We start from the raw sequence: 25,274 nt of genomic DNA, 5'->3' as shown, positions 1-25,274 counted from the left end.
GACCGAGCGGATTTCGTGCCAGCCAGGCCGGCGGGGCGTCGGTTACTCCCGGAATTCAGCGAACATTTCGCGCAGCAGCGGCAGCGTCACCGCGCGTTTGCGTTCGAGCGAGTAGGTGTCGAGCGCGTCCAGCAGCGCCATCAGGCTGGGCATGTCACGGTAATGGCGTGTGACGAGCCAGTGCGGGATTTCTGGCGACAACTGCAGGCCCCGCTCGCGTGCGGCCTGCAAGAGCGCGGCCATCTTGTCCTCGTCCGAGAGCGATTCCACCTGGTATACCAGGCCCCAGCCGAGCCGGGTGCGCAAATCTTCACGTACCGGCATGGCCCGCGGCGCCAGGCCCCCGGCCACCACGAGCGCGCACCGCACATGGGCGCGGACCTCGTTGTACAGTGAGAACACCGCGATCTGGCGGGCTTCGTCGAGCAATTCGACGTCGTCGACCGTATAAATCTGGCACGACGGGTCAAACATGAAGTCGGACAGGGCGTGGTGCGGGCTGAGGTACCGGCAATTCAGGCCGGTGTGCAGCGCGGCGTCGCATACGGCATGCAGCAGGTGCGTGCGGCCAGAGCCGACCTCGCCCCACAGGTAGATCAGGCGGTCCGTGGCCTGCTCGCGCGCGACCAGGCCAGGCAGTTCGCGCAGGCGCTGCACGGACTCGCGGTTGGCGGCCACGAAGAAATTCTCGAATGTGGACGGCGGCGGGCTGCCCAGTTCGAGCGAGAGCTGCTTTTGACGCGGTGACATGACGAATGCGTTACTTGCCCGATTCTGCGGCTGACGGAGAGTGACCGCGATAGCTGGTCGCCGGGAGCCTGTATCCGTTAAAATTGCGATTTTACTGGACTCGAGCCCGCCCACTACGCCAGATTTGGCGAAAAGCGCGTCAGCCGAGCGCCGGAATCCACACTTCACCTCCTCAAAGACAAGCAGGTTCTCATGAGCGCATCCCCGACCGCCGGCCAGGCAGGCCTTTCCTACCGCGACGCCGGTGTTGACATCGAAGCCGGCGACGCGCTGGTCGACCGGATCAAGCCGTTTGCCAAGCGCACCATGCGCGAAGGCGTGATGGCCGGCATTGGCGGTTTCGGCGCGCTGTTCGAGCTGTCGAAGAAGTACCAGGAGCCGGTCCTGGTTTCGGGCACCGACGGCGTGGGCACGAAGCTCAAGCTGGCGTTCCAGCTCAACCGCCATGACACGGTGGGCCAGGATCTGGTGGCGATGAGCGTCAACGACATCCTCGTGCAGGGTGCCGAGCCGCTGTTCTTCCTCGACTACTTTGCCTGCGGCAAGCTGGACGTGGAAACCGCGGCCACCGTGATCAAGGGCATCGCCCACGGCTGCGAACTGGCTGGCTGCGCGCTGATCGGCGGCGAAACCGCCGAAATGCCGAGCATGTACCCGGACGGCGAATACGACCTGGCCGGTTTCGCGGTCGGCGCCGTGGAAAAGAAGAAGATCATCGACGGCAGCACGATCACCCCGGGTGACGTGGTGCTGGGCCTGGCTTCGTCGGGCGCGCATTCGAACGGCTACTCGCTGGTGCGCAAGATCATCGACGTGGCTCGTCCGAACCTGGACGCCGACTTCCACGGCCAGCGCCTGCAGGACGCCATCATGGCGCCGACGCGCATCTACGTGAAGCCGCTGCTGTCGCTGATCGAAACGCTGCCGGTCAAGGGCATGGCCCACATCACCGGTGGTGGCCTGACCGAGAACGTGCCGCGCGTGCTGGCCGACAACGTCACCGCCGTGATCCAGCGCGATGCCTGGACGCTGCCGCCGCTGTTCCAGTGGCTGCAGGCAGAAGGCCGCGTGGCCGACGCCGAAATGCACCGCGTGTTCAACTGCGGTATCGGCATGGTCGTGATCGTGGCGAAGGAAGACGCTGAACGCGCCATCCGCCACCTGCAGGCGGCCGGCGAGGCCGTGTGGCAGATCGGTGAGATCCGCGAACGTGCCGAAGGCCAGGCGCAGACCGTGGTGGTCTGATCAGCCTTGCTGACGTATCAACAAAAAGCCCGGCCGAGAGGCCGGGCTTTTTGTTTCCTGGGCGTCAGGGATCAGGCACCCAGCTTCGTCAGCGCATCGCCCGTCACGCGGCAGATGCGCCAGTCCGGCATCACGTCGGCACCCATCGCGCGGTAGAAATCGATCGACGGCTGGTTCCAGTCGAGCACCGACCATTCGAAGCGGCCGCAGCCGCGCTCCACGGCCAGCGCCGCCAGGTGCTTGAGCAGGGCCTTGCCCAGCCCGTGCCCGCGCCATGCCGGGTCGACGAACAGGTCTTCCAGGTAGAGCCCCGGCTTGGCCAGGAACGTCGAGAAGTTGTGGAAAAAGAGCGCGAAGCCGACCGGCAGCTTGCCGCTGTCCGTATCCACTTCGAGAATCACGGCCTCGGCGCCCGGATGCGCGCCGAACAGCGCATCGCAGAGCTTCTGCGGCGTGGCTTCCACCAGATGCGTGAGCTTCTCGTATTCGGCCAGCGCCGAAATCAGGTTGTACAGGGTCTCGCTATCGGCGGGGGCGGCGGGGCGGATGGTGAACGTGGTCATCTGGGGCGGGCGGAAAGCAGGCCAAAAAGGTTTGAGCGACGATTATCTTCCACTCCGCACGCCGTCACCACCCCGCCGCGTCGGCAACCCTTGCAACGTAGTCTGGCGCCAGGCAGTCGATGCCGATGCGCTCCGGGGTGCTGCGCAACCAGGTCAGCTGTCGCTTGCATAGCTGGCGCGTGGCGGCGATGCCGCGCTCACGCATCGTCGCGAAGTCGCAGTCGCCATCGAGGTATTCCCACACCTGACGATAGCCCACGCAGCGGATCGACGGCAGACCCAGGTGCAGGTCGCCGCGCGCGCGCAGCCGCTCCACTTCCTCGATCAACCCGCCCTTGAGCATCGCGTCGTAGCGGTCGGCAATGCGCGCGTGCAGCACGGCGCGGTCCGACGGCTCCAGGGCGATCACGCGGTAGCGTGCGTCGGCCGCACCCGTGAACGTGCGTGCGTCGGCTTGCCGTGCCAGCAGCGCGGACATCGGCTGACCGCTGAGGCGATGAATTTCCAGCGCGCGCTGGATGCGCTGGGCATCGTTAGGCGCGAGCCGCGCAGCCGTGATGGGGTCGACCTCGGCCAGCATCGCATGAAGCGCCGGCCAGCCGCGCTCGGCCGCCAGCGCGTCGAGCTCCGCGCGCACCGTGGCATCGGCCTGAGGCAGGTCGTTGAGCCCCTGCGTCAGCGCCTTGTAATAGAGCATCGTGCCGCCGACGATCAGCGGCGTGCGGCCGCGTGCGCGGATCTCGCCGATCAGCCGCTCGGCGTCGGTCACGAACTGCGCCGCCGAATAGCTTTCGAGCGGATCGATGATGTCGATCAGGTGATGCGGCACGCTTGCCAGTTCCTCGTGCGTGGGCTTGGCCGTGCCGATGTCCATCTCGCGATAGACCAGCGCTGAATCGAGGCTGATGATCTCGACCGGCGTGCGCGCGGCCAGTTCGAGCGCGGCCGCCGTCTTGCCCGATGCGGTGGGGCCGAGCAGGCAGACGACGGGCGGGTGGGACTGTGCGGACATCTTGAAGCTGGGGGAGATTACTGGCCGCGCAGGAACAGGCGGTCGAGTTCCGCAACCGTCAACTGCACCCATGTCGGGCGGCCGTGGTTGCACTGGTCAGCGCGCTCGGTCTGCTCCATCTGGCGCAGCAGGGCGTTCATCTCTTCTACGGTCAGCTTGCGATTGGCGCGCACGGCGCTGTGGCAAGCCAACGTGGCCAGCAGTTCATTCTGGCGCTCGGCCAGCACGCGCGAGCCGCCGTAGGCCTGCAGGTCGCGCAGCACGTCGCGGGCCAAGGCTTCTGTATCGGCCTGCTTGAGCAGTGCGGGAATCGCGCGCACGGCGAGCGTCGTGGGGGATACGGGCTTGATGTCGAAGCCGAGCAGTTGCAGCGTTTCCTGGTGTTCTTCGGCTGCGCCGATTTCCACCGGACTGGCCGGCAGCGTCACCGGAATCAGCAGCGGCTGCACCGCCAGTTCGCGCGCGTCGAGGGCGGTCTTGATCTGTTCGTACAGGATGCGCTCGTGCGCCGCGTGCATATCGACCAGCACGAGCCCCCGGGCGTTCTGCGCCAGCACATAGATGCCGTGTAGCTGCGCCACTGCGTAACCGAGCGGATGATCGTCGTCACCTTCGTTCGCTGCGGGCAGAGTGGAAGGCTGCAGCGGTTGCTGCGGTAATCGGTCGAGCAGGCCCGGCGGTTCGTCTGCGCGTGCTGCCTGTGCGTCGGCCAACCAGGCCGGTGGCTGTGGTGAGGGTTGCCAGGGCCGCGCGCCACCTTGCCCGGCGGCGTCGCGGACCATGCCCAGATAGGCTTGACGCGGCTGCGCGATACCAAGCTCGGTCTGGCGGCCTGCCGAATAATTGACCCACTGCGGCGCGGCGCCCGGCGCACCCGGCGCGCCGCCTGGACGGGCCGCAGGCATCGAAGGCCGTCCCGCATCATCGGCGATCTCCGAATGCAGGCTGTCGCCTTGCTCGCCGGCCTGACGTGCCAGGCATCGCTGCACTGCGTGATAGACAAACTGGTGCACCGCACGCGATTCGCGGAAGCGAACCTCGATCTTGGAAGGGTGAACGTTCACGTCGACCAGTTCGGGCGGCAGGTCCAGGCAGATCACATACGATGGGAATCGGTCCCCATGCAGCACGTCCTGATAGGCGCTGCGTACAGCATGGTTGAGCAGCTTGTCGCGCACGAAACGGCCATTGACGAAGAAATACTGCTGGTCCGGCCGGCCTCGCGATGCGGTGGGCAGTCCGGCAAAGCCATAGAGGTGCAGCGCGTCGGCCTGTTCGTCGAGCGGCAGGCGGGCGCGCGCGAAGTCGCTGCCGAGCACCTGCGCCGTGCGCGTGGCCACGTCACCGGCATTCCAGTGCTCCAGCGGCTTGCCGTTGTGATGCACCGAAATCGTGACGTCGGGCCGTGCCAGCGCGGCGCGGCGGATCATCTCCAGGCAATGCCCCAGCTCGGTTTGTTCCGATTTCAGGAACTTTCTACGGGCTGGCGTGTTGAAGTACAGGTGCTGCACGTCGATCATCGTGCCAACTCCGCCTGAAGCGGGTTGCAGATGGCCTGTGTCGGCGCTGATCTGGGTGGCGTGCGTGGCGGTGGCCGTGCGGCTGGTCAGCACGAGATGGGAGACCGAGGCAATCGAGGCCAGCGCCTCGCCGCGGAAGCCCAGTGTCAGGACCGATTCGAGTTCGTCCAGCGAGGCGATCTTGCTGGTGGCGTGGCGCATCAGCGCGACGGGCAGTTCGTCGGCGGGGATGCCGCAGCCGTTGTCGGTGATGACGATGCGTCTCACGCCGCCTTCCTCGAGCCGGATACCCAGTTGCGTGGCGCCGGCGTCGAGTGCGTTCTCGAGCAGTTCCTTGACGACCGACGCGGGCCGTTCCACCACTTCACCGGCGGCGATCTGGCTGATCAGCTGGTCCGGCAGCGGGCGAATGGGGCGGTTGGGTTGGGCGGTGCGAGGATGGGTACGGTCGGCTTCGGCAGGCATGTGGGCGATTATACGTGCGCGAGGACACGAATTCGGCACAGTCCTGGGCACTTTTCCGGGCGCCAGGTGACGGATCAAACCGGGCGCTCTTGTATGATGTGGACCTTCATTGAATGGGGACAAATTTGGATACCGCATTGCAACTGCTCGACATGGTTCTCCATGTCGACAAATTCCTCGGACAGTTCGTCCTGGACTATGGCGTCTGGGTCTACGGCATCCTGTTTGCGATCGTCTTTGCCGAGACCGGGCTGGTGGTGCTGCCCTTCCTGCCGGGCGACTCGCTGCTGTTCATTGCCGGCGCGATGTGCGCGACGGGCGCGATGAACGAATGGGTGCTGGCGGGGCTGCTGCTGGTGGCGGCCGTGACCGGCAATACGGTCAACTACATGGTCGGGAGCTGGATCGGGCCGAAGGTATTTGACCACCAATGGCGATTCCTGGACCAGAAGGCGCTGCTCAAGACGCACATGTTCTACGAGAAGCATGGCGGCAAGACGCTGGTGATGGCACGTTTTATCCCGATCGTGCGCACGTTCGCGCCGTTCGTGGCCGGTGTGTCGCAGATGACGTTCGCGCGATTCCAGCTGTTCAATGTGATCGGCGCGGTGATCTGGGTGTTCGGCCTGGTATTCGCCGGTTACTTCTTCGGCAACCTGCCGTTCATCAAGCAATACCTGAACCTGATCGTGCTGGCTGGTATTGGCGCGGCCGTGGTGCCGCTGGTGCTGGGCGGGTTGTGGAAGCTGGTGCGCGGCAAGGCGCGCGATACGCGCGCTTCCTGAGCGGGGCGGGGTCGGATGGGCCTGCAGCCGTTAGTTGAGGCTGCGGCTCATCATCCGCAAGGCCGGCATCCGATCGCGGATCTGCGTCGAGTCGGCCGCATCCGGGCGGGCCTGGACATAGGCTTCCAGGTCCTCCAGCGCCGGGCGGAAGCATTCCAGGTTGGCATACGCCAGCCCCCGGTCGCGTACTTCCTCGATCGAGTCCGGCAACAGGATCACCAGGCGGTTCTGCACCGCCAGCAGCCGCTGCCAGCGTGACTCCTGCAAATAGATCGCCTTCAGGTTGCGCAGCATCCGCGCGATGATCTCGCGATGGCTGGCCGTTTGCAAAAACAGGCCAAGCGGCACTTCGCTCGAATTGGTGATCCCCTCGCGCTCGAGATAGGGGTCGAGCATTTCCTGCAACTGTTCCTTCGACAGCGTCTCGCCGGTCAGCGGGTCGAGCACGACCTCGCCCGCCGGAATCGTCATGCGAACCAGGAAGTGGCTGGGGAAGGCAACACCCTTGAGCGGCAGGCCGATCTGCTGGCCGAGTTCCATGTAGAGGACGGCCAGCGAGATCGGAATGCCCCGGCGCTGCTTGAGCACCACGTTCAGGTACGAGTTGTCCGGGTCGTAGTAGTCGTTCGCGTTGGGGCCGAAGCCGAGATCGCGGTAGAAGAAATGATTGAGCAGGCGCAGGCGCTGGATGGCCGCCGTCCCCTCCGCGATCCGGCGCTTCAGGCGCAGGGCCAGAACATCCAGGGCTGCCAGTTCGGCTTGCAGGTCCAAGTCAGGATAGGCGTCCTGGGCGATCGCCAGCGCGGTCTCGGTGAGCGGGATCGCGTCGTCGTCGGCCACGAGGCTGGCGAAGTAGTCCAGGACTTTCGTGGAGGTCATGGCGGGTTCCTGACTAGCCCGCGCGGCGCCGGAAGGAGGAGTAGCGCAGGCCCATGAGCCACAGTGTACCGAAGTAGACCGTCGCCGCAAGTACCAGGCAGGCGCCCATCAGCGCGATGCGCAACCCCGGGGTGGCGCCCAGCGCGATCCAGTCGAAGTTGCGTGCGAACCAGAGCAGCATGCCCGACAGGATCAGCATCGCGGCCACCAGTCGCAGCAGGAACAGGCCCCAGCCCGGCGCCGGGTGGTAGTAGCCGCGTCGGCGCAGGCCGTAGAACAGCAGCAGGGCGTTCACCGTGGCGCCAAAGCTGATCGACAGCGGCAGGCCCGCGTGCTGGAGCATCGGCACGAACACATAGTTGGATGCCTGCGTGATGATCAGCACGAGAATGGCGATCTTGACCGGCGTCCGGATGTCCTGGCGCGCGTAGAAGCCCGGCGTCAGGATCTTGATCAGAATCAGCGCAAGCAGCCCGACGCCGTAGGTGGTCAATGCCTGCTGCGTCATTTCGACCGCATGGGCGTCGAACCGGCCATAGTGAAACAGTACCGACGTGATCGGCGTGCCGAACAGCATCAGTCCGGCCGCGCATGGCAGCGCCAGCAGGAACGTCAGGCGCAGGCCCCAGTCGAGCAGGCCGGAGTATTCCTCGCGATTGTCCTCGGCGCTTGCCCGCGACAGGCTAGGCAGCAGGATCGTGCCTAGCGCGACGCCGAGCAGCGCGGTGGGGAATTCCATCAGCCGATCGGCATAGGTGATGTACGACACCGCGCCGGCTCCGAGTCGCGACGCGATATTGGTATTGATGATCAGGCTGATCTGCGCCACCGATACGGCCAGCAGCGCCGGCAGCATTTGCGTGATCACGCGGCGCACGCCAGGGTTTGCCCAGGCGGCGCGCAGGTTGAGCGACACACGCGGCATCACGCCGAGCTTGCGCATCGCGGGTACCTGGATCACCAGCTGCAGCACGCCACCGACCAGCACGCCCCACGCCTGCGCGTAGATTGGCTGGCTCATGTGCGGGCCCACGAACAGGGCGGCCACGATCAGGCAGAGGTTCAGCAGGACGGGCGTGAACGCTGGCACGGCGAAGTTGCGCCAAGTGTTCAGGATGCCCGAGGCCAGGGCCACCATCGAGATCAGGCCAATGTACGGGAACATCACGCGCGTCATGAAGACGGCGGCGTTGTAGGTTTCGGAGTCACCACGGAAGCCGGTGGCGACCACCGTCATGACGATCGGCGCGCCGATCACCCCGAGCAGCGATACTGCGGCCAGCACCCAGGTCATCACCGTGGCCACGGCATCCACCAGGCTCATGGTCTCGTCATGGCCGCGCTTGCCGTGGTACTCGTTCAGGATCGGCACGAAGGCCTGCGAGAACGCGCCTTCGGCAAAAATGCGGCGCAGCAGGTTGGGGATGCGGAACGCCACGTTGAAGGCGTCGGTCATGTCCGAGGCGCCAAAGGCACGGGCGATCAGGATTTCGCGCACCAGGCCGGTGATGCGGGAGAGCATCGTCAGGCTGCTGATGGTGGCAAGCGCTTTGAGCAGGTTCAAGATGAGAATTCGGGGAAGCGTGAGGCCGGCGTGCGGTCTGCGCCGGGGCGGCAAACGGGTTTGAGACGCTCGGCCGGCCGTAAAGTTGCCGCGACACCACGCTTCCTGCGCGGCTGCGACTGCTCATGTGGCGGGTATTATACGGATGCAGCCTTGCGGATCGACCGTGACTTGCCCCCGTACGGCGGGGCAGGGGCGGGCGTGGTGCGACAGGTACGGGTTGTTCTTGCCTGTCCTGTTGCGATGTGTGTATAATCGCCGATTCGCAAGGACAGTCGCGTTCCGGATTCGTTTGTCCGAACATCCCGGGTCGCAGATGTGACTTAATTGTTGCGTCCCATTTTGTTGCGTCGCCCCGGGCGCGCATTCTGAATTCAGGAAGAGATACATGGCAAATTCCGCACAAGCTCGCAAGCGCGCGCGCCAAGCCGTCGCCGCGAACGCCCACAACTCCAGCCTGCGCTCGCGCCTGCGCACTGCCGTCAAGGCCGTTCGCAAGGCTATCGACGCTGGTGACAAGGCCGCTGCTGCTGAGATCTACAAGCAGTCGCAAGTCGTGATCGACAGCATCGCCGACAAGAAGATCGTGCACAAGAACAAGGCTGCACGTCACAAGTCGCGCCTGTCGGCCGCCATCAAGGCCATGGCTGCCTGATAGCTGCCTGGGTCACTCCGGTGACCCTGTGGTACAAAAAAAGCTCGTCATTGCGACGAGCTTTTTTTGTTTTCCGGCTACTGATTCCGGCTTCGGGTCCGCTTTCCTTCCCCTTGCTTCCTGTTGGGTTTGCCTGACGGCTCTGTCCGGGCCGCGCCTGCCGCGACCCGTGCTCCCGTCGCTTATTCGCCGAACGAGCAGGCTTCGACGACCTGGAGGTTGTTATCGCGCGCGAAGTTCAGGACGAAGTCGAGCGCCTTGGGCTCGATATCCCGCAGGCGGGTGTCCACCACAACGTTCTTGACCCCGGCCACGATCATCGGTCGCACATACGGCGAGTAGGTCAGGCGAGGGTCGCCGGTGTCGCCCTCGGGGCGAAATTGCGCCATCACCCCGCACAGTCGCTCAGCCCAGTCGCTCGGGCGGAAGGTCTTGCCTTCCTTGGTCACACCTTGGATGAAATATTCGCGAACTTGGGGGGTCGTCATGGGACTGCGGGGATCTGCTTGGTGACTCGACGGTAAACCCGCTTCAACGGGCGCCCGTTTGACGCATCCGGAGCGCAAAGGTTCTCGCGCATCCGGGCTGGAGCAGCAGGGCGGTGGTGTCGGCGGGGGCACTTTTGATGCCGGCGGCGGGCGGTGGCATGGGTATGCCGGGCCCCGCGTGAATCAGCGAGTATTATATCTTATATAAGAGTTGCGCATAGCGGGAAATCCTGTCGGAAACCTGTCAATGGGGGCCCCGGCGCGTGTCGCCAGTGGGCGCTACGGGCTCGCCAAAGCAGGAATAATCCCTTATGATTCTTGCAATTACATTGCGTAAGCGACGCGAAAGGCGGCTCCGCGACACGCTCTGGCCCTGAAGGATCGCCCAGTCTGGCGTCCGGGCCACGTGTCCAAACCGAGCCGCCTTATTTGTTTTATGAGCCCAACCCCGATCAAGCATTACCTCCAGTTCAGCGATCTCAGTGCCGACGAGTACGAGTACCTGCTGGACCGCGCGCAGATCCTCAAGGCGAAGTTCAAGAACTACGAAACGTGGCACCCGTTGCATGACCGCACGCTGGCCATGATCTTCGAGAAGAATTCCACGCGCACGCGCCTGTCGTTCGAAGCCGGCATCCACCAGCTCGGCGGTCACGCGGTGTTCCTGAATACCCGCGATTCGCAACTGGGCCGTGGCGAGCCGATCGAGGATGCCGCCCAGGTGATTTCGCGCATGGTCGACATCATCATGATCCGCACGTTCGGACAGGACATCATCGACCGCTTTGCCAAGCACTCGCGTGTGCCGGTGATCAACGGGCTCACCAACGAATACCACCCGTGCCAGGTACTGGCCGACGTGTTCACGTACATCGAACAGCGCGGCGCCATCGCCGGCAAGACGGTGGCGTGGATCGGCGATGCCAACAACATGGCCTACACCTGGATCCAGGCCGCCGAGCGCCTTGATTTCACGTTCCATTTCTCGGCGCCCCCGGGCTATCAGCTCGATCCGGCGATGGTGCCGGACTGGGCCGCGTCGCGCGTGAAGGTGTTCGATAATCCGCTCGACGCTTGCCAGGGCGCACATCTGGTCACCACCGACGTGTGGACCAGCATGGGCTTCGAGGCCGAGAACGATGCGCGCAAGCGTGCGTTCAAGGATTGGATGGTGACGACCGCGATGATGGATCGCGCCGCGGACGACGCCCTGTTCATGCACTGCCTGCCCGCGCACCGTGGTGAGGAAGTGGAAGCGGCGGTGATCGACGGCCCGCGCAGCGTCGTGTGGGAAGAAGCCGAGAACCGCCTGCACGTGCAGAAGGCGCTGATGGAATACCTGCTCTGCGGCCGCTACTAAGCACCTGCCGGAGCCGATCAAAGGGGGCCGTCCAGGCTCCCTTTTTTACGCCCACCGATTTGATGAAACCCGAAGACTCGAGGAGATTGAGATGAGCCAGTTCGACAACGTATCCGTGGTCAAGAAGGCCAACCTGTATTTCGATGGCAAGTGCGTCAGCCACACGGTGACCTTTGCCGACGGCACGCGCAAGACGCTCGGCGTGATTTTCCCGGCCGCGCTGACGTTCAACACCGGCGCGCCCGAGATCATGGAAATTAATGCCGGCGTCTGCCGCGTGCGTCTGGCGGGTTCGGACGAGTGGAAGACCTATGGCGCTGGTCAGCAGTTTGACGTGCCGGGCAACAGCAGCTTCGACATCGAAGTGACCGAGACCCTGGATTACGTCTGCCACTTCGGTTAAGCCGTACTGAGAACTTTCCCCTCTCCCACGTTGTGGAAGAGGGGAGCAGACACCCTCTACAGAATCACCGGTTCCGGCTCGATCCGGACTCCGAAGTGCGCCTGCACTGCGTCCGCGATGCGGTTAGCCAGCGCCAGCAGCGCCGCGCCGGTTCCACCGCCGTGGTGCACCAGCACCAGCGCCTGTTTGCCGTAGACGCCCACCGGGCCGTCGTCGACACCCTTGAATCCACACTGATCGATCAACCAGCCTGCGGCCAGCTTGTAGCTGCCATCGGGTTGCGGATAGCTGACGAGGGCAGGATGGTCGGCCAGCAGGGCATTGCGCAGCGCGGCGTCGACGACCGGATTCTTGAAGAAGCTCCCGGCGTTGCCGATCTTTGCCGGATCCGGCAGCTTGCGCGAGCGGATCGCGACGATCGCGTCGCGGACTTGCGCCGCATCGGGCGTGCGTACACCGTCCAGTTCACGCGCCAGCTCGCCGTAGTTCAGTACCGGTTGCCAGGTTTTGGGCAGCTGAAGCGTTACGGCGGTGATGATGTAGCGGTCGCGGCCTTCGCGCTTGAACAGGCTGTCCCGGTAGCCGAACGCGCATGTGTTCAGGTCGATCGTGACAAAGTCGCCGGATTGCCGGTCATAGGCACGTAGCCGGGCGAAGCGTTCGCGCAGTTCCACGCCATATGCGCCAATGTTCTGGATCGGGGCGGCGCCGGCCGTGCCCGGGATCAGCGCCAGGTTTTCCAGGCCAGGCATCCCTTCGTCGATCGTGCGGTTCACCAGCCCGTGCCAGGTTTCCCCAGCGCCGGCCGTGACGAGCCAGCTGGAATCATCCTCCGCCACGTCGTACCCGGGGATTTCCATCAGCAGCACACATGCATCGAGATCGCCGGTCAGCACCACGTTGCTGCCGCCACCGAGCACGACGATGGGCAGATTGCCGATCCGAGGGTCGGACAGGGCCGAAACCAGATCCGATTCGTTGCGAATATGGACGGCTAGGCGCGCGCGCGCATCGAACCCGAATGTATTGTGGGTGCGCAGGGGATAGAATTCGAGGAAATCTGCCATGCAAGGACGGGAAAAGCGGGCGCCGAAGCGGCGGAATGGCCTCCCCGGACTGAGAGGCAGGCCCGATTATACGTAACCGTTACGGACCGGCCGCTGCTTTGTGCCAGCGGCCATGCAATACCAGGAGAATTGAAATGCCGTCGTTTGACGTAGTGTGTGAAGCCAATATGGTCGAAGTGAAGAACGCCGTGGAGCAGGCCAACAAGGAAATCTCCACGCGTTTCGACTTCAAGGGTTCCGATGCCCGGGTCGAGCAGAAGGAGGGCGAGCTGATCGCCTTTGCCGATGACGATTTCAAGCTGGATCAGGTCAAGGACGTCCTGATCAACAAGATGGCCAAGCGCAACGTGGACGTGCGCTTCCTGGACTACGGCAAGGTCGAGAAGATCAGCGGCGACAAGGTCAAGCAGGTCATCACGATCAAGAAGGGCGTGACCGGCGATCTCGCCAAGAAGATCGTGCGCATGATCAAGGACAGCAAGATCAAGGTCCAGGGCAGCATCCAGGGCGATGCGGTGCGCGTATCGGGTACCAAGCGCGACGATCTGCAGGCGGTGATCGCCATGCTGCGCAAGGACGCCAACGAGGCGCCCCTCGACTTCAACAACTTCCGCGATTAAACGCGCCGCAGCCTGCAAACACGCAGTTCGCGGGCTGCCTTGCTGCGGCTATCGAGGCTACTTCGGCTGAGGCAGTCCGCCGATCTTCGCGCCCGGCTTGAGGCCCTTCTGGGCAAACCATCCCTTGTTCATTTCCAGCGCGTAGCGCACGGCCGCACGCGGGCAGTGATTGTCCTCGGTCTGCGGCTTCATTTCCTCGATGTTCACGATGCTGCCGTCATCGGCCAGGAAGGCGATCGACAGCGGCAGGTCGGTGTTTTTCATCCAGAAACAGTGGCCGGCCTTATCCTCGAACACAAACAACATGCCGGCATTGGCGGGCATCGTCTTGCGGAACATCAGGCCGCGTTCGCGCGCCTCGGGCGAGGCTGCCACCTCCGCCTGGATGGCATACATGCCAGCGGTCAGCGGAATCACGGGCAGCGCGCTTTGTGCGTGGGCGAGCGTGGCCAGCACCGTGGTGCCTGCGGCCAGCAGAGTCTTGATCATGCGATGCATGGCGTTATCGGAAGTGAGTGGGTCGACTGCAGCCGAGAGCATAGCGCAGCGCGCGTGCGTCAGTCGTTCGCGCAATAAAAAAGGCAGGCCGTCGAAACGTGCCTGCCCTTCGCGTGAGCGCCGGACCGATGCCGGCGAGTCGCGCGCGAACCGCCTTACTGAGCAGCCGGAGCCGAAGCTTCAGTCTTCTTCGAGCTATGCTTCTTGCTGCTGTGATGCTTCTTGCTGGTGGACTTCGCGGGCTTGGCTTCCTTGGCGGCCGGTGCGGCAGCATCAGCAGCGGCGGGAGCCGAAGCCTGGGCGAAAGCGCCGGTAGCGAACAGACCAACAACCAGGGCAGCGATCAGTTTTTTCATTTGCGAGTACCTCGAGAATTTGTGTCCAGCATTTGGTGAGTGCGACGCGTAGTAGAACGTGTCACTCGAAAAACGAAGCGGCAAGGCTGGCCGTTGACGCCATATTTACTTGAATTTGTAACTGCGTCTTGCCGGTCCTGATGTCGGTGCGCGTTCAGGTCTTGCAGTCGAAACATGCGGATTGCTGCTTGAAAGTCCTAGTTTCGAGACATCTGTTTCGCACCATTGGCCGGGCATCAATCCCAGCTCCGGCAGTTTCAGATTGCCGATAGATATGCGGACGAGTCGAAGCGTGGGGAGCCCCACCGCGGCAGTCATGCGGCGCACCTGCCGGTTCTTGCCTTCGCGGATCGACAACTCGATCCACGTAGTGGGAATGGCTGCGCGATAACGGATCGGAGGATGGCGTTCCCACAACCATGCCGGCTCAGCGACGACGCGCGCCTTTGCTGGCAGCGTCTTGAAATCTCCCAGGTCCACGCCGGCGCGAAGGGTGGCCAGCGCGGCCTCGTCTGGAACACCTTCCACCTGAGCGAGGTACGTCTTGACGAGCTTGTGTCGCGGATCGGCGATGCGTGCCTGCAGCGCGCCATCGTCGGTGAGCAGCAGCAGACCTTCGCTGTCCGCATCAAGCCGGCCGGCAGGATACACGCCAGGCACGTCGACACAGTCCGCCAGCGTCGCGCGCGAGGGGTGCGCGGAGAACTGGCTCATGGTCTGGTAGGGTTTGTTTAGCGCGATCAGGGTCATGGGCGCGAAGTATGCACGAGCCGCCGAATCATTTGGCGTGCCCACGGCGTTTATGCATAATATGCGGATGCTCTTGGGTCTTATATAAGACTGACATGAAATGCCGAGCGAGATGTGATCGCGGCCGTTCACGTGGCGAATCCAATTCGCCCGTTACAATGCCTTGCACGACACAATCGCATTGCCGGGCTCTGCGGCCTGGTGCTGTCCTTACCCCCATCCGCAGTTGGAGACGAATATGTATCAGCACATCAAGGTGCCGGCAGGCGAGAAGATCACGGTCAACACCGATCTTTCGCTGAACGTGCCGGATAATCCGATCATTCCCTACATCGAAGGTGACGGCACGGGTGTCGATATCACTCCGGTGATGCTGAAGGTGGTGGATGCCGCCGTGGCCAAGGCGTATGGCGGCAAGCGCAAGATCTCGTGGATGGAGATCTACGCCGGCGAGAAGTCGACCAAGGTCTACGGCCCGGATGTGTGGCTGCCGGAAGAGACCATGGAAGTGGTCAAGGAATACGTGGTGTCGATCAAGGGCCCGCTGACCACGCCGGTCGGTGGCGGCATCCGCTCGCTGAACGTGGCACTGCGTCAGCAGCTCGATCTCTATGTCTGTTTGCGCCCGGTGCGCTATTTCAAGGGCGTGCCGTCCCCGGTGCGCGAGCCCGAGAAGACCGACATGGTGATCTTCCGCGAGAACTCGGAAGACATCTATGCAGGTATCGAGTGGGAAGCCGAAAGCGAAGGCGCGAAGAAGCTGATCGCCTTCCTGCAGAACGAAATGGGCGTGAAGAAGATCCGTTTCCCGGAAACGTCCGGCATCGGCATCAAGCCCGTCTCGAAGGAGGGCACGCAGCGCCTGGTGCGCAAGGCGCTCCAGTACGCGATCGACAACGACAAGCCGTCGGTGACGCTCGTGCACAAGGGCAACATCATGAAGTTCACCGAAGGCGGCTTCCGCGACTGGGGCTATGAACTCGCGCAGCAGGAATTTGGCGCGGAGCTGGTCGATGGCGGCCCATGGTGCAAGTTCAAGAATCCGAAGACTGGCCGCGATATCGTCGTCAAGGACGCTATCGCCGACGCATTCCTGCAGCAGATTCTGCTGCGTCCGGCTGAATATTCGGTGATCGCCACGCTGAACCTGAACGGTGACTACATCTCCGATGCCCTGGCTGCCCAGGTGGGTGGCATCGGCATCGCGCCGGGCGCGAACATGTCCGATTCGGTGGCGATGTTCGAAGCCACGCACGGCACCGCGCCGAAGTACGCAGGCAAGGACTACGTGAACCCTGGTTCGGAAATCCTCTCGGCGGAAATGATGCTGCGCCACATGGGCTGGACCGAAGCGGCCGATCTGATCATCCGCTCGATGGAGAAGTCGATCCAGTCGAAGAAGGTCACGTATGACTTCGCACGGCTGCTCGAAGGTGCGACGCAGGTGTCGTGCTCGGGGTTTGGTCAGGTAATGATCGACAATATGTAAGCGCGACGGCCACTCCGCCGGAGACAGGAAGCCCCGCAGATGCGGGGCTTTTTCACGTCTAACGGCCGACGTAGATCACTCGATCGTCGCGGCGTTGGCCTGATAGCGAAATTCGATTGGGGGCAAGGTCTTCGGTCCTTGCGTTGCGGATAGTCAGCCGCGAAGACGCCCAGCGGGCGAGCGGTCGGAATATCGACGGACGGTGGGAGTGAGCGCGAGGAGCAGGAAGCAGAACGCCCGGCACGAGGCCGGGCGTTCCATCGGATGCGTGGCGTACCGCTAAAAGCAGCGTGCCGCTGGTCGGCATTGCCGTACCGTGGCACTGGATCCCGTTCCGCGGGGGTACATCCCCCAGCATCCTGACGGACCGACGCGGCTCTGCGGCCGGTTCGGTCGCGGCGCACTCTTACTGGTTCGCGTCCTGGATGTTCGTAGCTTGCTTGCCCTTCGGGCCTTGCACGATTTCGAACACCACACGCTGGCCTTCCTTCAGCGTCTTGAAACCCGACATCTGAATTGCCGAAAAGTGCGCAAACAGTTCTTCCTCGCCGTCGTCCGGCTTGATAAAGCCGAAACCCTTGGCGTCATTGAACCATTTGACGATACCGCTTGCCATAAACTCCCCCAACGAAAAAGCAGATTTCAAGCGGGGGAAACCGATGGCCAGCTGAAAAACACTTCGACGGGCTTCCAGCGTCGGCGCCCTGCGGCACCGGCAGCCAGAAGGCGCCGTATCGATGAGATTCGCGTGGTCGGCGCCCGGTTACCAGTCAAATGCTGGCATGCGGGTGCATGACCGACGCCGGTCGTGGGCCTCCCCTGCTCACGGAATCATCCGGACTGACCTTGTTGCTTGGCTCGCGTGGTCATGCCCGAATGCGCGAACGATTCTTTCGGCAAACCTACATACTGTCAAGCTGGCAGAATCCCCACTCGGCGCGGGGTGTGGCGGGATTGAAACGGCCACCAGTGGTACCTTTGGCGCCGGGGCGTACGGATTTTCCCGAATGCCCCGGACTGGTGCCAGGGAGCCGTCCCGCTCGTGTGCGGCGTGCTCCGCCAACGTGCGCCGAACGTCCTTTGTGTGGCGGGCCACGCAGAGAATTTACCGGGTGCGGGGCTTGAATAACAGCCCAGTTCCCCAAATTGCAGACTTGTGAACAAGGGTTAGAATAAAAGCCATGGCGACACGGCTGGCGAACACCCCCCAACGCGAAACAGGCACTGTCATCGAACGGAAGGAGCAGCAGCTCAAGCCGCCGGCGATGTACAAGGTGGTCCTGCTCAACGACGACTACACTCCGATGGAGTTCGTCGTGATGATCCTGCAGCAGTATTTCAGCAGGGACCGGGAAACGGCGACGCAGATCATGCTGACCGTCCACCGGGAAGGTAAGGGCGTTTGTGGTATCTATACGCGTGATATCGCGGCGACCAAAGTCGAGCTTGTATCAACCCATGCGCGGCAGGCGGGGCACCCGCTGCAGTGCGTGATGGAGGAAGCATGATTGCGCAAGAATTGGAAGTGAGCCTGCACATGGCCTTCGTCGAGGCTCGCCAGGCGCGCCACGAGTTCATCACCGTGGAACACCTGCTGCTGGCGTTGCTCGACAACCCCACGGCGGCCGAGGTGCTGCGCGCGTGCGCAGCCAACATCGAGGACTTGCGCACCAGTCTGAAGAACTTCATCGCCGACAACACGCCGGTCGTGCCCGGCACCGATGAAGTGGACACACAGCCGACACTCGGTTTCCAGCGAGTGATCCAGCGCGCCATCATGCATGTGCAGTCGACTTCCAATGGCAAGAAGGAAGTGACTGGCGCGAACGTGCTGGTGGCGATCTTCGGCGAGAAGGATTCCCACGCGGTCTACTACCTGCAGCAGCAGGGCGTCACGCGCCTGGACGTGGTGAATTTCATCAGCCACGGCATCCGCAAGGATCAGGCCGAGCCCGCCAAGCATGGCGACGGCAACGCCGAAGGCGAGGGCGGTGACGGCAAGGAAAGCCCGCTCGAGCAATACACCCAGAACCTGAACACGCTGGCCAAGGCCGGCAAGATCGATCCGCTGATCGGCCGCGAAAGCGAAGTCGAGCGCGTCGTCCAGGTGCTGTGCCGCCGCCGCAAGAACAATCCGCTGCTGACCGGCGAGGCCGGCGTGGGCAAGACGGCGATCGCCGAAGGTCTGGCCTGGCGCATCACCAAGGGCGAGGTGCCGGATATCCTGGAAAAGGCCGTGGTGTACTCGCTCGACATGGGCGCGCTGCTGGCTGGCACCAAGTACCGTGGTGACTTCGAGCAGCGCCTCAAGGGCGTGCTGAAGTCGCTCAAGGACAATCCGAACGCGATCCTGTTCATCGACGAGATCCACACGCTGATCGGCGCGGGCGCCGCATCGGGCGGCACGCTGGACGCCAGTAACCTGCTGAAACCGGCGCTGTCGTCGGGGCAGCTCAAGTGCATCGGCGCGACCACGTTTACCGAGTACCGTGGCATCTTCGAGAAGGATGCGGCGTTATCGCGCCGGTTCCAGAAGATCGACGTGGTCGAGCCTTCGGTAGACCAGACCGTGCAGATTCTGCGTGGCCTGAAGTCGCGCTTCGAGGAGCATCACGGCGTCAAGTACGCAGCCTCGGCGCTGACCGCGGCGGCCGAACTGTCGGCACGCTTCATCACGGACCGTCATCTGCCGGACAAGGCGATCGATGTGATCGATGAAGCGGGTGCGGCACAGCGCATCCTGCCGAAGTCGAAGCAGAAGAAGACGATCGGCAAGGCCGAGATCGAGGACATCGTGTCGCGCATCGCGCGTATCCCGCCGCAAAGCGTGAACCAGGACGACCGTAGCAAGTTGCAGACGCTGGAACGCGACCTGAAGTCGGTGGTGTTCGGTCAGGACCCGGCCATCGAGGCGCTGGCTTCGGCGATCAAGATGTCGCGTGCTGGCCTGGGCAAGACCGACAAGCCGATCGGCTCGTTCCTGTTCTCAGGCCCGACCGGCGTCGGCAAGACCGAAGTGGCCAAGCAGCTCGCGTTCATCATGGGCATTGAGTTGCTGCGCTTCGACATGTCCGAATACATGGAGCGCCACGCAGTGAGCCGCCTGATCGGCGCGCCCCCGGGCTATGTCGGTTTCGACCAGGGCGGCCTGCTGACCGAGGCCGTCACGAAGAAGCCGCACTGCGTGCTCCTGCTCGACGAGATCGAAAAGGCACATCCGGATATCTTCAACATCCTGCTGCAGGTGATGGACCACGGTTCGCTCACCGACAACAACGGTCGCCGTGCCGACTTCCGCAACGTGATCATCATCATGACCACCAATGCGGGCGCCGAGACGATGAACCGTGCCACGATCGGCTTCACCACCGCCCGCGAGCAGGGCGATGAGATGGCCGATATCAAGCGGATGTTCACACCCGAGTTCCGTAACCGGCTCGATGCGATGATCAGCTTCCGTTCGCTGGATGAGGAAATCATTCTGCGCGTGGTGGACAAGTTCCTGATGCAGCTGGAAGAGCAACTGCACGAGAAGAAGGTGGATGCCAGCTTCTCGGAAAAGCTGCGCAAGTATCTGGCGAAGAAGGGCTTCGATCCGCTGATGGGTGCCCGTCCGATGCAGCGTCTGATCCAGGACATGATCCGCAAGGCGCTGGCCGACGAGCTGCTGTTCGGCAAGCTTGTCAGCGGCGGCAAGGTCGCGGTGGACCTGGACGACGACGACCAGATCAAGCTGACGTTCTCCGAGGCGGATCCGGAGCCGCCCGAGGCGCCGGAAAGCGAGCAGCGCGCAGAAGTCTGAGCGTCTGACATATCAGCAAAATTGGATATCGGCCGGGTCATCCCCGGCCGTTTTTCTTGGGCGATTGTTCCAGCCTCGTGGGCTTTTGGGCGATCAGCGAAGGCATTGCCTGCAACGTGAGCGATCATCGGGCAAAATACGGGCGGGCGGCATGTCGCCCTTTCTTCTTTGTCACGCGGCCATGTGGCCGCACAGCTCAAGTCACCGATGTCCTCTCCAGACCGCATGCGGCTGCGCCGTCTGCTGCTCAAGACCTTGCCGATGGGTGCCGTGCCCGTCGCTTCGATCTCCAGCCTTGCCCGGGCGGCAGAACCTGCCTCGGGTGGCCGTCCCATTTCCATGGTGTTGCCGTTCCCGCCGGGTGGCAGCGTGGACATCGTTGCGCGCCAACTGCAGCCCGGGCTGAAGAGTGGACTCGGCCAGACCGTCGTCGTCGATAACAAGCCTGGCGCTGGTGGACTGATCGCCAGCAGCACCGTGGCGCGTGCCAAGCCGGATGGCAATACGCTGCTGATGGCCTTCGATACGCACGCAATCAATCCATTTGCGTACAAGAACCTGCCGTACGACACGTTCAAGGATTTCACGCCGATTTCCCAACTGGTGCGCTTCCCGCTGGTGATCGCCGCCAATCCGGCGCTTTCAGCCTCGAACGTGCGTGAACTCGTGGAATTGGCCCGCGCCAATCCCAAAGGCGTGCGCTATGCCTCGTCGGGCATTGGCAGCCTGAACCAACTTGCCGCGGAAGCGCTGGCCACCGACGCGGGTGTCCAGTTCCTCCACGTGCCCTACAAGGGTGGCGGCCCGGCCGTGCAAGCCGTGCTGGCGGGGGAAGTCGACCTGTTCTTCAGCAGCTACGCCGCCGTGCAGGCCCACATCGCCGCCAAGACGATCAAGGTGCTCGGCGTGACCGGATCAAGCCGCATCAAACAGCTTCCGCAGGTGCCGACCGTGGCCGAGCAGGGCTTCAAGGGCTTCGAGGCCTACTCGTGGATTGGCGTTTTCGGCCCGGCTCATATGCAGCCCGATACCGTGACCCGCCTGCACGATGCGCTGGGCGTCGCGATTCGCCAGCCCAAGGTGGTTGAGGCGCTGACGGCTCAGGGTTTCGAAATTGCGGTTGGCACACCTGCCGACCTCGGCAACCTGGTGCGCCACGAGCATGACAAATGGCAGGCGGTGGCTCGCAAGGCCAATATCCAGTTCGAGTAAATGTCGAGTCAGCAATGAGCGGTCTGCCTGAACCTTTCGATCATGCCGTGGTGGTTTGCGGCGACCTGGACGCCGCGGTTGCCAACTGGCGCGCGTTCGGATTCACGCTGACGCCGCGCGGCTATCACACGCTAGGATCGCAGAATCACTGCATCATGCTGGCGCGTGATTACCTGGAACTGCTGCACGTCACCGCGCCGAGCCCGAGTCGCCAGTATTACTGGGATGCCCAGCAGCGCGGGGGTGGCTGCGCGGCCATGTCCTGCAAGAGCAGCGATGCGTTCGCCACGGCCGACCGCCTGCGTGCGGCGGGCTTCCAGCCGTCCGATCCGATCGAGTTCTCACGCCCGGTCCGGCTCGATGATGGCAGCGAGCATCCGGCCACGTTCCGCGTTACGGCACTTGATGGCGCGCCGGGCGCGCGCTACTTCGTCTGCGAACACCGCACGCCGGAGTTGCTGTGGCGCCCGGAATGGATGGCGCACGCCAATGGCGCTCGGGCCATTGCGGCAACGTATCTGGTGGTGGAGGCGGAGCAGGTGAGCGCGACTGCCGAGGCCTATGCTGTGCTGACGGGCGGGGCGATCATCGAGGCGACCGATGAGGCTGCCACGATCGCCATTGGCGACGCCAGGTTCGTGATCGTGGCGCCGCAGGCGCTGGCGGTCGCCACTGGCGCGCCGCAATTGCAACGCGCCGGGCGCGGCTATGCGGCCATCCGCCTTGCCACGTCCGACCTGGCTGGCGCGCGCGCTCACTGGCGCGAGCAGGGTGTCGAACCTATCGACCTGTCACCGGAAGTCACGCTGATCCCGGCGACGCAGGCCAACGGTGTGGCCTTGATCTTCGAGCAGCACTGAAGTTTTTCCCCCTCTCTCGCTGTGCGTGAGAGGGAGAGCACCACTCTCTCTGGCTTTACGCCTTTGCGTGCGCGACGCCGGTCGACCCGAAGCCACCGGCACCACGCGTCGAATCCTCCGAGAATTCCTCCACCGTCGTGAACACCGGGCGCAGCACCGGCACGAACATCATCTGGGCGATACGCTCGCCGGGCTGGATCACGATCGGTTCGGTGCCGGGCGCATTGCGATTCCACACGCTGACCATGATTTGCCCCTGGTAATCCGCGTCGATCACACCGATCGAATTGCCGAGTACGAGCCCCTTCTTGTGGCCCAGACCCGAGCGCGGCACGATCGTGGCGCACATGTACGGATTGGCCATATGCACCGCGATACCGGCCGGAATCAGTTGCGCAGGCGTGCCGGCCTCGATCGTGACCGGGCCGTCCACGCAAGCGTGCAGGTCGATGGCGGCGGCCATGTCGCTCTGGTAGGCGGGCAGGCCCCAGTCATTCAGGCGGGCGTCGAGCACCTTGATTTCGACGGTCGGATTGGCGGCTACGGTCATGGAAGCGGTTTCCTGCAATGCGTGAAAGATGGGCTGGGCAGTCCGGCAAAAGCACGGACTGACCAAAGGCCGAATCATACCGCGCCGCGCCGGATGGCCTGGGGTCAGGCGGCCAGGTCGAATGCCTCGGCCAGCAACTGATAGGTGCGCAGACGCGCCTTGTAGGAGGCCGTCACGCTTAGCACGACCAGTTCGTCCGCCGCGAACCGGTCCTTGAGCGCCAGCATCCGCTCGGCAACCTGCTCGGGCGTGCCGCAGATCGTGCGCGGCCGTTCGTGCTCGATGATCATCCGGTCACGTTCGGTCGGCGTGAAGTCAGCCGCCTGCGCCAGCGAGGGAATCGGCGCGTTCACGCCATAGGCCATCTGCAGCCGGCGGATATCGACCGCGCGTTCCAGCGTCGCGGCTTCCTGTTCGGTATCGGCGCAGATCACGAAGATAGCCGCGGCGCTGTAAGGCTTATCCTCGTAGCCGGGCTCGAACACTTCACGATATTGCTGCGCCACCAGATGCCCGCTGTGCGCATTGATGAAGTGGGCAAACGCGAATCGCAGCCCGAGACGGGCGGCCAGTGCGCCGCCGAAATCGCTCGAACCAAGCACCCAGAGTTCGGGTTTGGTGTCGATCACCGGCTGCAGCAGCACCCCTTCGGCCAGATGGTCGGGCGGGACTTCCCCGCGCAGCAGCCATGCCAGGTCCTGCACCTGTTGCGGGAACTGGTCGCCACGGTTGTACTGCCCCATGGCCACCGCCTGCGCGGTGCGCATATCGCCGCCGGGCGCGCGGCCCACGCCCAGGTCGACGCGGTTCGGAAACAGCGCTTCGAGCATACGGAACTGCTCGGCCACCTTGAACGGGCTGTAGTAGGGCAGCATCACGCCGCCGGAGCCCACGCGGATGCGCTTCGTCGCGCTGCCCAGCCGCGCCAGCATGACTTCGGGCGCGGGATTGCAGACGCCTTGCAGACCGTGGTGTTCGGCGCACCAGTAGCGGGTATAGCCGAGATCGTCGGCCATCTGGGCCAGTTCGACGGTCGCAGCCACGGCGTCGCGCGCGGTATGGCCGGCGATGACCGGGCTTTGGTCGAGCACCGACAGGCGCAGCTTGGGGCGGGGTTGGCTCATGGCAGGCAGGGTGGCGGATTACACGGGTTTGCGCGGCAGACGCTGGCCGATTGCGGTGACAAGCTCGCGCGCCAGCGAGAGCTTGTCCGCGCGCGGCAGGCGCGTCATGCCGTTGGCATCGAACAGCACGATCTCGTTGTCGTCGAGACCGAACGTGCGATGGCCGATATTGCCGACCAGCAGCGGCACGCCCTTGCGCTTGCGTTTCTGCTCGCCGTATTGCTCCAGGTTCTCGCTCTCGGCCGCAAAGCCGACGCAATAGGGGGCATCGGCACGGGCGGCCACGGCAGCCAGGATGTCCGGGTTCTGCACGAATTGCAGGGTCGGCGTGTCGGTGTCGTTGGCCTTCTTGAGCTTCTGCTGCGCGACCTCCGCGGGACGCCAATCCGCCACGGCGGCCACGGCGACGAACACGTCGACATCGCGCAGTTGCGCCATGACCGCGTCGTGCATCTGCTGGGCGCTGCGCACATCGGTGCGTGTGACGCCACGGGGCGTGTCGAGCGCGGTCGGGCCAGCCACCAGCAGTACCTCGGCACCCGCTTCACGTGCGGCGCGCGCGATCGAGAATCCCATCTTGCCCGACGACAGGTTCGTGATGCCGCGTACCGGATCGATCGCTTCGAACGTCGGGCCAGCCGTGATCAGCACGCGCTTTCCAGCCAGCGGTTTGGGCTGGAAGAACGCGATCAGATCTTCGACGAGTTCTTCCGGTTCGAGCATCCGCCCATCGCCGATTTCACCACAGGCCTGGTCGCCCGTGCCGGGGCCGAGAATCATGACCCCGTCGGCGCGTAGCTGCGCGGCATTGCGTTGCGTTGGCGCGGCAGCCCACATCTGCCGGTTCATCGCCGGTGCCACCAGCAGCGGGCATTCACGCGCGATGCACAGCGTGGTCAGCAGGTCGTCGCAGAGGCCGTTGGCCACCTTGGCGAGGAAATCGGTCGATGCTGGCGCGATCAGGATGGCGTCCGCCTCTCGTGAGAGGTCGATATGCGCCATGTTGTTGTCGATGCGGGCGTCCCATTGGGAGAGGAACACCGGGCGTCCGGAGAGCGCCTGCATCGTGACAGGCGTGATGAAGTGCGTTGCCGCTTCGGTCATCGCCACCTGCACCGTGGCGCCAGCCTTGGTGAGCAGTCGGACCAGCTCGGCTGACTTGTAGCAGGCGATGCCGCCAGTCAGACCAAGGACGATGTGCTTGCCGCGCAAATCCATGGGGAGAGCTCTTCAGGGAGACGGGAGTCTGCGCATGAT

At 63.8% G+C, this 25,274-nt stretch carries 26 protein-coding genes; 11 read left to right on the top strand and 15 right to left on the bottom strand.

Going from position 1 to position 25,274, the window contains the following annotated elements; genetic code table 11:
* Positions 1-42: 42 nt before the first annotated feature.
* Complete coding sequence (hda, locus tag K6G35_RS13205) at positions 43-750, bottom strand: DnaA regulatory inactivator Hda (protein ID WP_008641980.1); 708 nt, start codon at positions 748-750, stop codon at positions 43-45.
* Between the two features lie 192 nt (positions 751-942).
* Here hda and purM point away from each other — a divergent pair, with 192 nt between their 5' ends.
* Positions 943-1,995, top strand: coding sequence for a phosphoribosylformylglycinamidine cyclo-ligase (purM, locus tag K6G35_RS13200; protein WP_008641981.1), 1,053 nt, complete (start codon positions 943-945; stop codon positions 1,993-1,995).
* 71 nt (positions 1,996-2,066) lie between these two features.
* Here purM and K6G35_RS13195 read toward each other — a convergent pair whose 3' ends face one another.
* The 3 genes from K6G35_RS13195 to mutL all read right to left on the bottom strand — a co-directional run bounded on the left by K6G35_RS13195 (position 2,067) and on the right by mutL (position 5,555).
* The gene (locus tag K6G35_RS13195; RefSeq protein ID WP_024569078.1) at positions 2,067-2,558 is read right to left on the bottom strand and encodes a GNAT family N-acetyltransferase; all 492 of its coding nucleotides are present in this window, start codon (positions 2,556-2,558) and stop codon (positions 2,067-2,069) included.
* A 64-nt stretch (positions 2,559-2,622) separates the two neighbouring features.
* On the bottom strand, positions 2,623-3,570 hold the full coding sequence (miaA, locus tag K6G35_RS13190; protein WP_060784838.1) for a tRNA (adenosine(37)-N6)-dimethylallyltransferase MiaA: 948 nt from the start codon (positions 3,568-3,570) through the stop codon (positions 2,623-2,625).
* 17 nt (positions 3,571-3,587) lie between these two features.
* On the bottom strand, positions 3,588-5,555 hold the full coding sequence (gene mutL / locus K6G35_RS13185; RefSeq protein WP_495675817.1) for a DNA mismatch repair endonuclease MutL: 1,968 nt from the start codon (positions 5,553-5,555) through the stop codon (positions 3,588-3,590).
* Between the two features lie 137 nt (positions 5,556-5,692).
* Here mutL and K6G35_RS13180 point away from each other — a divergent pair, with 137 nt between their 5' ends.
* Positions 5,693-6,340 (top strand): VTT domain-containing protein, encoded by a 648-nt coding sequence (locus tag K6G35_RS13180; protein ID WP_234818943.1) that lies wholly within the window; start codon positions 5,693-5,695, stop codon positions 6,338-6,340.
* Between the two features lie 30 nt (positions 6,341-6,370).
* Here K6G35_RS13180 and K6G35_RS13175 read toward each other — a convergent pair whose 3' ends face one another.
* Positions 6,371-7,219: a SirB1 family protein gene (locus K6G35_RS13175; protein WP_008644968.1), complete on the bottom strand. Its 849-nt coding sequence runs from the start codon at positions 7,217-7,219 to the stop codon at positions 6,371-6,373.
* Positions 7,220-7,232: 13 nt separating this feature from the next.
* Positions 7,233-8,783, bottom strand: coding sequence for a murein biosynthesis integral membrane protein MurJ (gene murJ, locus K6G35_RS13170; RefSeq protein ID WP_008644966.1), 1,551 nt, complete (start codon positions 8,781-8,783; stop codon positions 7,233-7,235).
* A gap of 388 nt (positions 8,784-9,171) precedes the next feature.
* On the opposite strand from murJ, the gene rpsT reads away from it, so the two are divergent.
* Positions 9,172-9,438 carry a 30S ribosomal protein S20 gene (rpsT, locus tag K6G35_RS13165; RefSeq protein WP_008644962.1) on the top strand — a complete coding sequence of 89 codons (267 nt, stop codon included), beginning with the start codon at positions 9,172-9,174 and terminating at the stop codon, positions 9,436-9,438.
* A 182-nt stretch (positions 9,439-9,620) separates the two neighbouring features.
* On the opposite strand, the gene K6G35_RS13160 is transcribed toward rpsT, so the two are convergent.
* Positions 9,621-9,926, bottom strand: a complete 306-nt coding sequence (locus K6G35_RS13160) for a DUF3579 domain-containing protein (protein WP_008644961.1) — start codon at positions 9,924-9,926, stop codon at positions 9,621-9,623.
* A gap of 436 nt (positions 9,927-10,362) precedes the next feature.
* On the opposite strand from K6G35_RS13160, the gene argF reads away from it, so the two are divergent.
* Together argF and ppnP are read left to right on the top strand one after the other, a co-directional pair.
* A complete protein-coding gene (gene argF / locus K6G35_RS13155; RefSeq protein ID WP_008644959.1) occupies positions 10,363-11,286 on the top strand; it encodes an ornithine carbamoyltransferase in 924 nt (307 codons plus the stop codon).
* Positions 11,287-11,377: 91 nt separating this feature from the next.
* A complete protein-coding gene (gene ppnP / locus K6G35_RS13150) occupies positions 11,378-11,689 on the top strand; it encodes a pyrimidine/purine nucleoside phosphorylase (RefSeq protein ID WP_008644958.1) in 312 nt (103 codons plus the stop codon).
* A 56-nt stretch (positions 11,690-11,745) separates the two neighbouring features.
* Here the strand turns inward: ppnP and murB are convergent, their stop codons facing one another.
* Positions 11,746-12,756, bottom strand: a complete 1,011-nt coding sequence (murB, locus tag K6G35_RS13145; RefSeq protein WP_495675816.1) for a UDP-N-acetylmuramate dehydrogenase — start codon at positions 12,754-12,756, stop codon at positions 11,746-11,748.
* A gap of 134 nt (positions 12,757-12,890) precedes the next feature.
* Here murB and K6G35_RS13140 point away from each other — a divergent pair, with 134 nt between their 5' ends.
* Entirely contained in the window at positions 12,891-13,376 is a 486-nt protein-coding gene (locus tag K6G35_RS13140) for a YajQ family cyclic di-GMP-binding protein (protein WP_008644954.1), read from the top strand.
* 57 nt (positions 13,377-13,433) lie between these two features.
* Here the strand turns inward: K6G35_RS13140 and K6G35_RS13135 are convergent, their stop codons facing one another.
* The 3 genes from K6G35_RS13135 to K6G35_RS13125 all read right to left on the bottom strand — a co-directional run bounded on the left by K6G35_RS13135 (position 13,434) and on the right by K6G35_RS13125 (position 14,980).
* Positions 13,434-13,874 (bottom strand): DUF192 domain-containing protein, encoded by a 441-nt coding sequence (locus K6G35_RS13135; RefSeq protein ID WP_035884675.1) that lies wholly within the window; start codon positions 13,872-13,874, stop codon positions 13,434-13,436.
* 155 nt (positions 13,875-14,029) lie between these two features.
* Positions 14,030-14,230: a hypothetical protein gene (locus K6G35_RS13130; protein WP_008644951.1), complete on the bottom strand. Its 201-nt coding sequence runs from the start codon at positions 14,228-14,230 to the stop codon at positions 14,030-14,032.
* 105 nt (positions 14,231-14,335) lie between these two features.
* Positions 14,336-14,980, bottom strand: coding sequence for a pseudouridine synthase (locus K6G35_RS13125; protein WP_035884676.1), 645 nt, complete (start codon positions 14,978-14,980; stop codon positions 14,336-14,338).
* 238 nt (positions 14,981-15,218) lie between these two features.
* Between K6G35_RS13125 and icd the strand changes: the two genes are divergently transcribed.
* Complete coding sequence (gene icd / locus K6G35_RS13120) at positions 15,219-16,469, top strand: NADP-dependent isocitrate dehydrogenase (protein ID WP_008644947.1); 1,251 nt, start codon at positions 15,219-15,221, stop codon at positions 16,467-16,469.
* A gap of 406 nt (positions 16,470-16,875) precedes the next feature.
* On the opposite strand, the gene K6G35_RS13115 is transcribed toward icd, so the two are convergent.
* Complete coding sequence (locus K6G35_RS13115) at positions 16,876-17,085, bottom strand: cold-shock protein (protein ID WP_008644945.1); 210 nt, start codon at positions 17,083-17,085, stop codon at positions 16,876-16,878.
* A 565-nt stretch (positions 17,086-17,650) separates the two neighbouring features.
* Here K6G35_RS13115 and clpS point away from each other — a divergent pair.
* The 4 genes from clpS (at position 17,651) to K6G35_RS13095 (ending at position 22,343) form a co-directional block, all read left to right on the top strand.
* The gene (gene clpS / locus K6G35_RS13110; protein ID WP_008644942.1) at positions 17,651-17,977 is read left to right on the top strand and encodes an ATP-dependent Clp protease adapter ClpS; all 327 of its coding nucleotides are present in this window, start codon (positions 17,651-17,653) and stop codon (positions 17,975-17,977) included.
* The gene (clpA, locus tag K6G35_RS13105) at positions 17,974-20,271 is read left to right on the top strand and encodes an ATP-dependent Clp protease ATP-binding subunit ClpA (protein ID WP_008644941.1); all 2,298 of its coding nucleotides are present in this window, start codon (positions 17,974-17,976) and stop codon (positions 20,269-20,271) included. The genes clpS and clpA overlap by 4 nt, the downstream gene beginning before the upstream one ends.
* A 207-nt stretch (positions 20,272-20,478) precedes the next feature.
* Positions 20,479-21,483, top strand: coding sequence for a tripartite tricarboxylate transporter substrate binding protein (locus K6G35_RS13100; RefSeq protein WP_011517444.1), 1,005 nt, complete (start codon positions 20,479-20,481; stop codon positions 21,481-21,483).
* 14 nt (positions 21,484-21,497) lie between these two features.
* Positions 21,498-22,343 (top strand): VOC family protein, encoded by an 846-nt coding sequence (locus tag K6G35_RS13095; protein WP_495675815.1) that lies wholly within the window; start codon positions 21,498-21,500, stop codon positions 22,341-22,343.
* A 55-nt stretch (positions 22,344-22,398) separates the two neighbouring features.
* Here the strand turns inward: K6G35_RS13095 and dut are convergent, their stop codons facing one another.
* The 3 genes from dut to coaBC form a co-directional block, all read right to left on the bottom strand.
* Positions 22,399-22,893 carry a dUTP diphosphatase gene (gene dut / locus K6G35_RS13090; protein WP_008644936.1) on the bottom strand — a complete coding sequence of 165 codons (495 nt, stop codon included), beginning with the start codon at positions 22,891-22,893 and terminating at the stop codon, positions 22,399-22,401.
* A 104-nt stretch (positions 22,894-22,997) separates the two neighbouring features.
* Positions 22,998-24,017, bottom strand: coding sequence for an LLM class flavin-dependent oxidoreductase (locus tag K6G35_RS13085; RefSeq protein WP_495675814.1), 1,020 nt, complete (start codon positions 24,015-24,017; stop codon positions 22,998-23,000).
* A gap of 18 nt (positions 24,018-24,035) precedes the next feature.
* Positions 24,036-25,235: a bifunctional phosphopantothenoylcysteine decarboxylase/phosphopantothenate--cysteine ligase CoaBC gene (gene coaBC / locus K6G35_RS13080; RefSeq protein WP_008644932.1), complete on the bottom strand. Its 1,200-nt coding sequence runs from the start codon at positions 25,233-25,235 to the stop codon at positions 24,036-24,038.
* Positions 25,236-25,274: the final 39 nt, after the last annotated feature.

The sequence above is a fragment of the Cupriavidus sp. HY129 genome, from assembly GCF_059492215.1.
The sequence above is the reverse complement of the archived record's forward strand: the minus strand, read 5'-3'. Positions and strand labels throughout refer to the sequence as shown.

Bases quoted from the DNA above. Each gene is read 5' to 3' on its own strand.
- hda (WP_008641980.1), bottom strand. From the start codon at position 750: ATGTCACCGCGTCAAAAGCAGCTCTCGCTCGAACTGGGCAGCCCGCCG.
- purM (WP_008641981.1), top strand. From the start codon at position 943: ATGAGCGCATCCCCGACCGCCGGCCAGGCAGGCCTTTCCTACCGCGAC.
- K6G35_RS13195 (WP_024569078.1), bottom strand. From the start codon at position 2,558: ATGACCACGTTCACCATCCGCCCCGCCGCCCCCGCCGATAGCGAGACC.
- miaA (WP_060784838.1), bottom strand. From the start codon at position 3,570: ATGTCCGCACAGTCCCACCCGCCCGTCGTCTGCCTGCTCGGCCCCACC.
- mutL (WP_495675817.1), bottom strand. From the start codon at position 5,555: ATGCCTGCCGAAGCCGACCGTACCCATCCTCGCACCGCCCAACCCAAC.
- K6G35_RS13175 (WP_008644968.1), bottom strand. From the start codon at position 7,219: ATGACCTCCACGAAAGTCCTGGACTACTTCGCCAGCCTCGTGGCCGAC.
- rpsT (WP_008644962.1), top strand. From the start codon at position 9,172: ATGGCAAATTCCGCACAAGCTCGCAAGCGCGCGCGCCAAGCCGTCGCC.
- K6G35_RS13160 (WP_008644961.1), bottom strand. From the start codon at position 9,926: ATGACGACCCCCCAAGTTCGCGAATATTTCATCCAAGGTGTGACCAAG.
- argF (WP_008644959.1), top strand. From the start codon at position 10,363: ATGAGCCCAACCCCGATCAAGCATTACCTCCAGTTCAGCGATCTCAGT.
- ppnP (WP_008644958.1), top strand. From the start codon at position 11,378: ATGAGCCAGTTCGACAACGTATCCGTGGTCAAGAAGGCCAACCTGTAT.
- murB (WP_495675816.1), bottom strand. From the start codon at position 12,756: ATGGCAGATTTCCTCGAATTCTATCCCCTGCGCACCCACAATACATTC.
- K6G35_RS13140 (WP_008644954.1), top strand. From the start codon at position 12,891: ATGCCGTCGTTTGACGTAGTGTGTGAAGCCAATATGGTCGAAGTGAAG.
- K6G35_RS13135 (WP_035884675.1), bottom strand. From the start codon at position 13,874: ATGCATCGCATGATCAAGACTCTGCTGGCCGCAGGCACCACGGTGCTG.
- K6G35_RS13130 (WP_008644951.1), bottom strand. From the start codon at position 14,230: ATGAAAAAACTGATCGCTGCCCTGGTTGTTGGTCTGTTCGCTACCGGC.
- K6G35_RS13125 (WP_035884676.1), bottom strand. From the start codon at position 14,980: ATGACCCTGATCGCGCTAAACAAACCCTACCAGACCATGAGCCAGTTC.
- icd (WP_008644947.1), top strand. From the start codon at position 15,219: ATGTATCAGCACATCAAGGTGCCGGCAGGCGAGAAGATCACGGTCAAC.
- K6G35_RS13115 (WP_008644945.1), bottom strand. From the start codon at position 17,085: ATGGCAAGCGGTATCGTCAAATGGTTCAATGACGCCAAGGGTTTCGGC.
- clpS (WP_008644942.1), top strand. From the start codon at position 17,651: ATGGCGACACGGCTGGCGAACACCCCCCAACGCGAAACAGGCACTGTC.
- clpA (WP_008644941.1), top strand. From the start codon at position 17,974: ATGATTGCGCAAGAATTGGAAGTGAGCCTGCACATGGCCTTCGTCGAG.
- K6G35_RS13100 (WP_011517444.1), top strand. From the start codon at position 20,479: ATGTCCTCTCCAGACCGCATGCGGCTGCGCCGTCTGCTGCTCAAGACC.
- K6G35_RS13095 (WP_495675815.1), top strand. From the start codon at position 21,498: ATGAGCGGTCTGCCTGAACCTTTCGATCATGCCGTGGTGGTTTGCGGC.
- dut (WP_008644936.1), bottom strand. From the start codon at position 22,893: ATGACCGTAGCCGCCAATCCGACCGTCGAAATCAAGGTGCTCGACGCC.
- K6G35_RS13085 (WP_495675814.1), bottom strand. From the start codon at position 24,017: ATGAGCCAACCCCGCCCCAAGCTGCGCCTGTCGGTGCTCGACCAAAGC.
- coaBC (WP_008644932.1), bottom strand. From the start codon at position 25,235: ATGGATTTGCGCGGCAAGCACATCGTCCTTGGTCTGACTGGCGGCATC.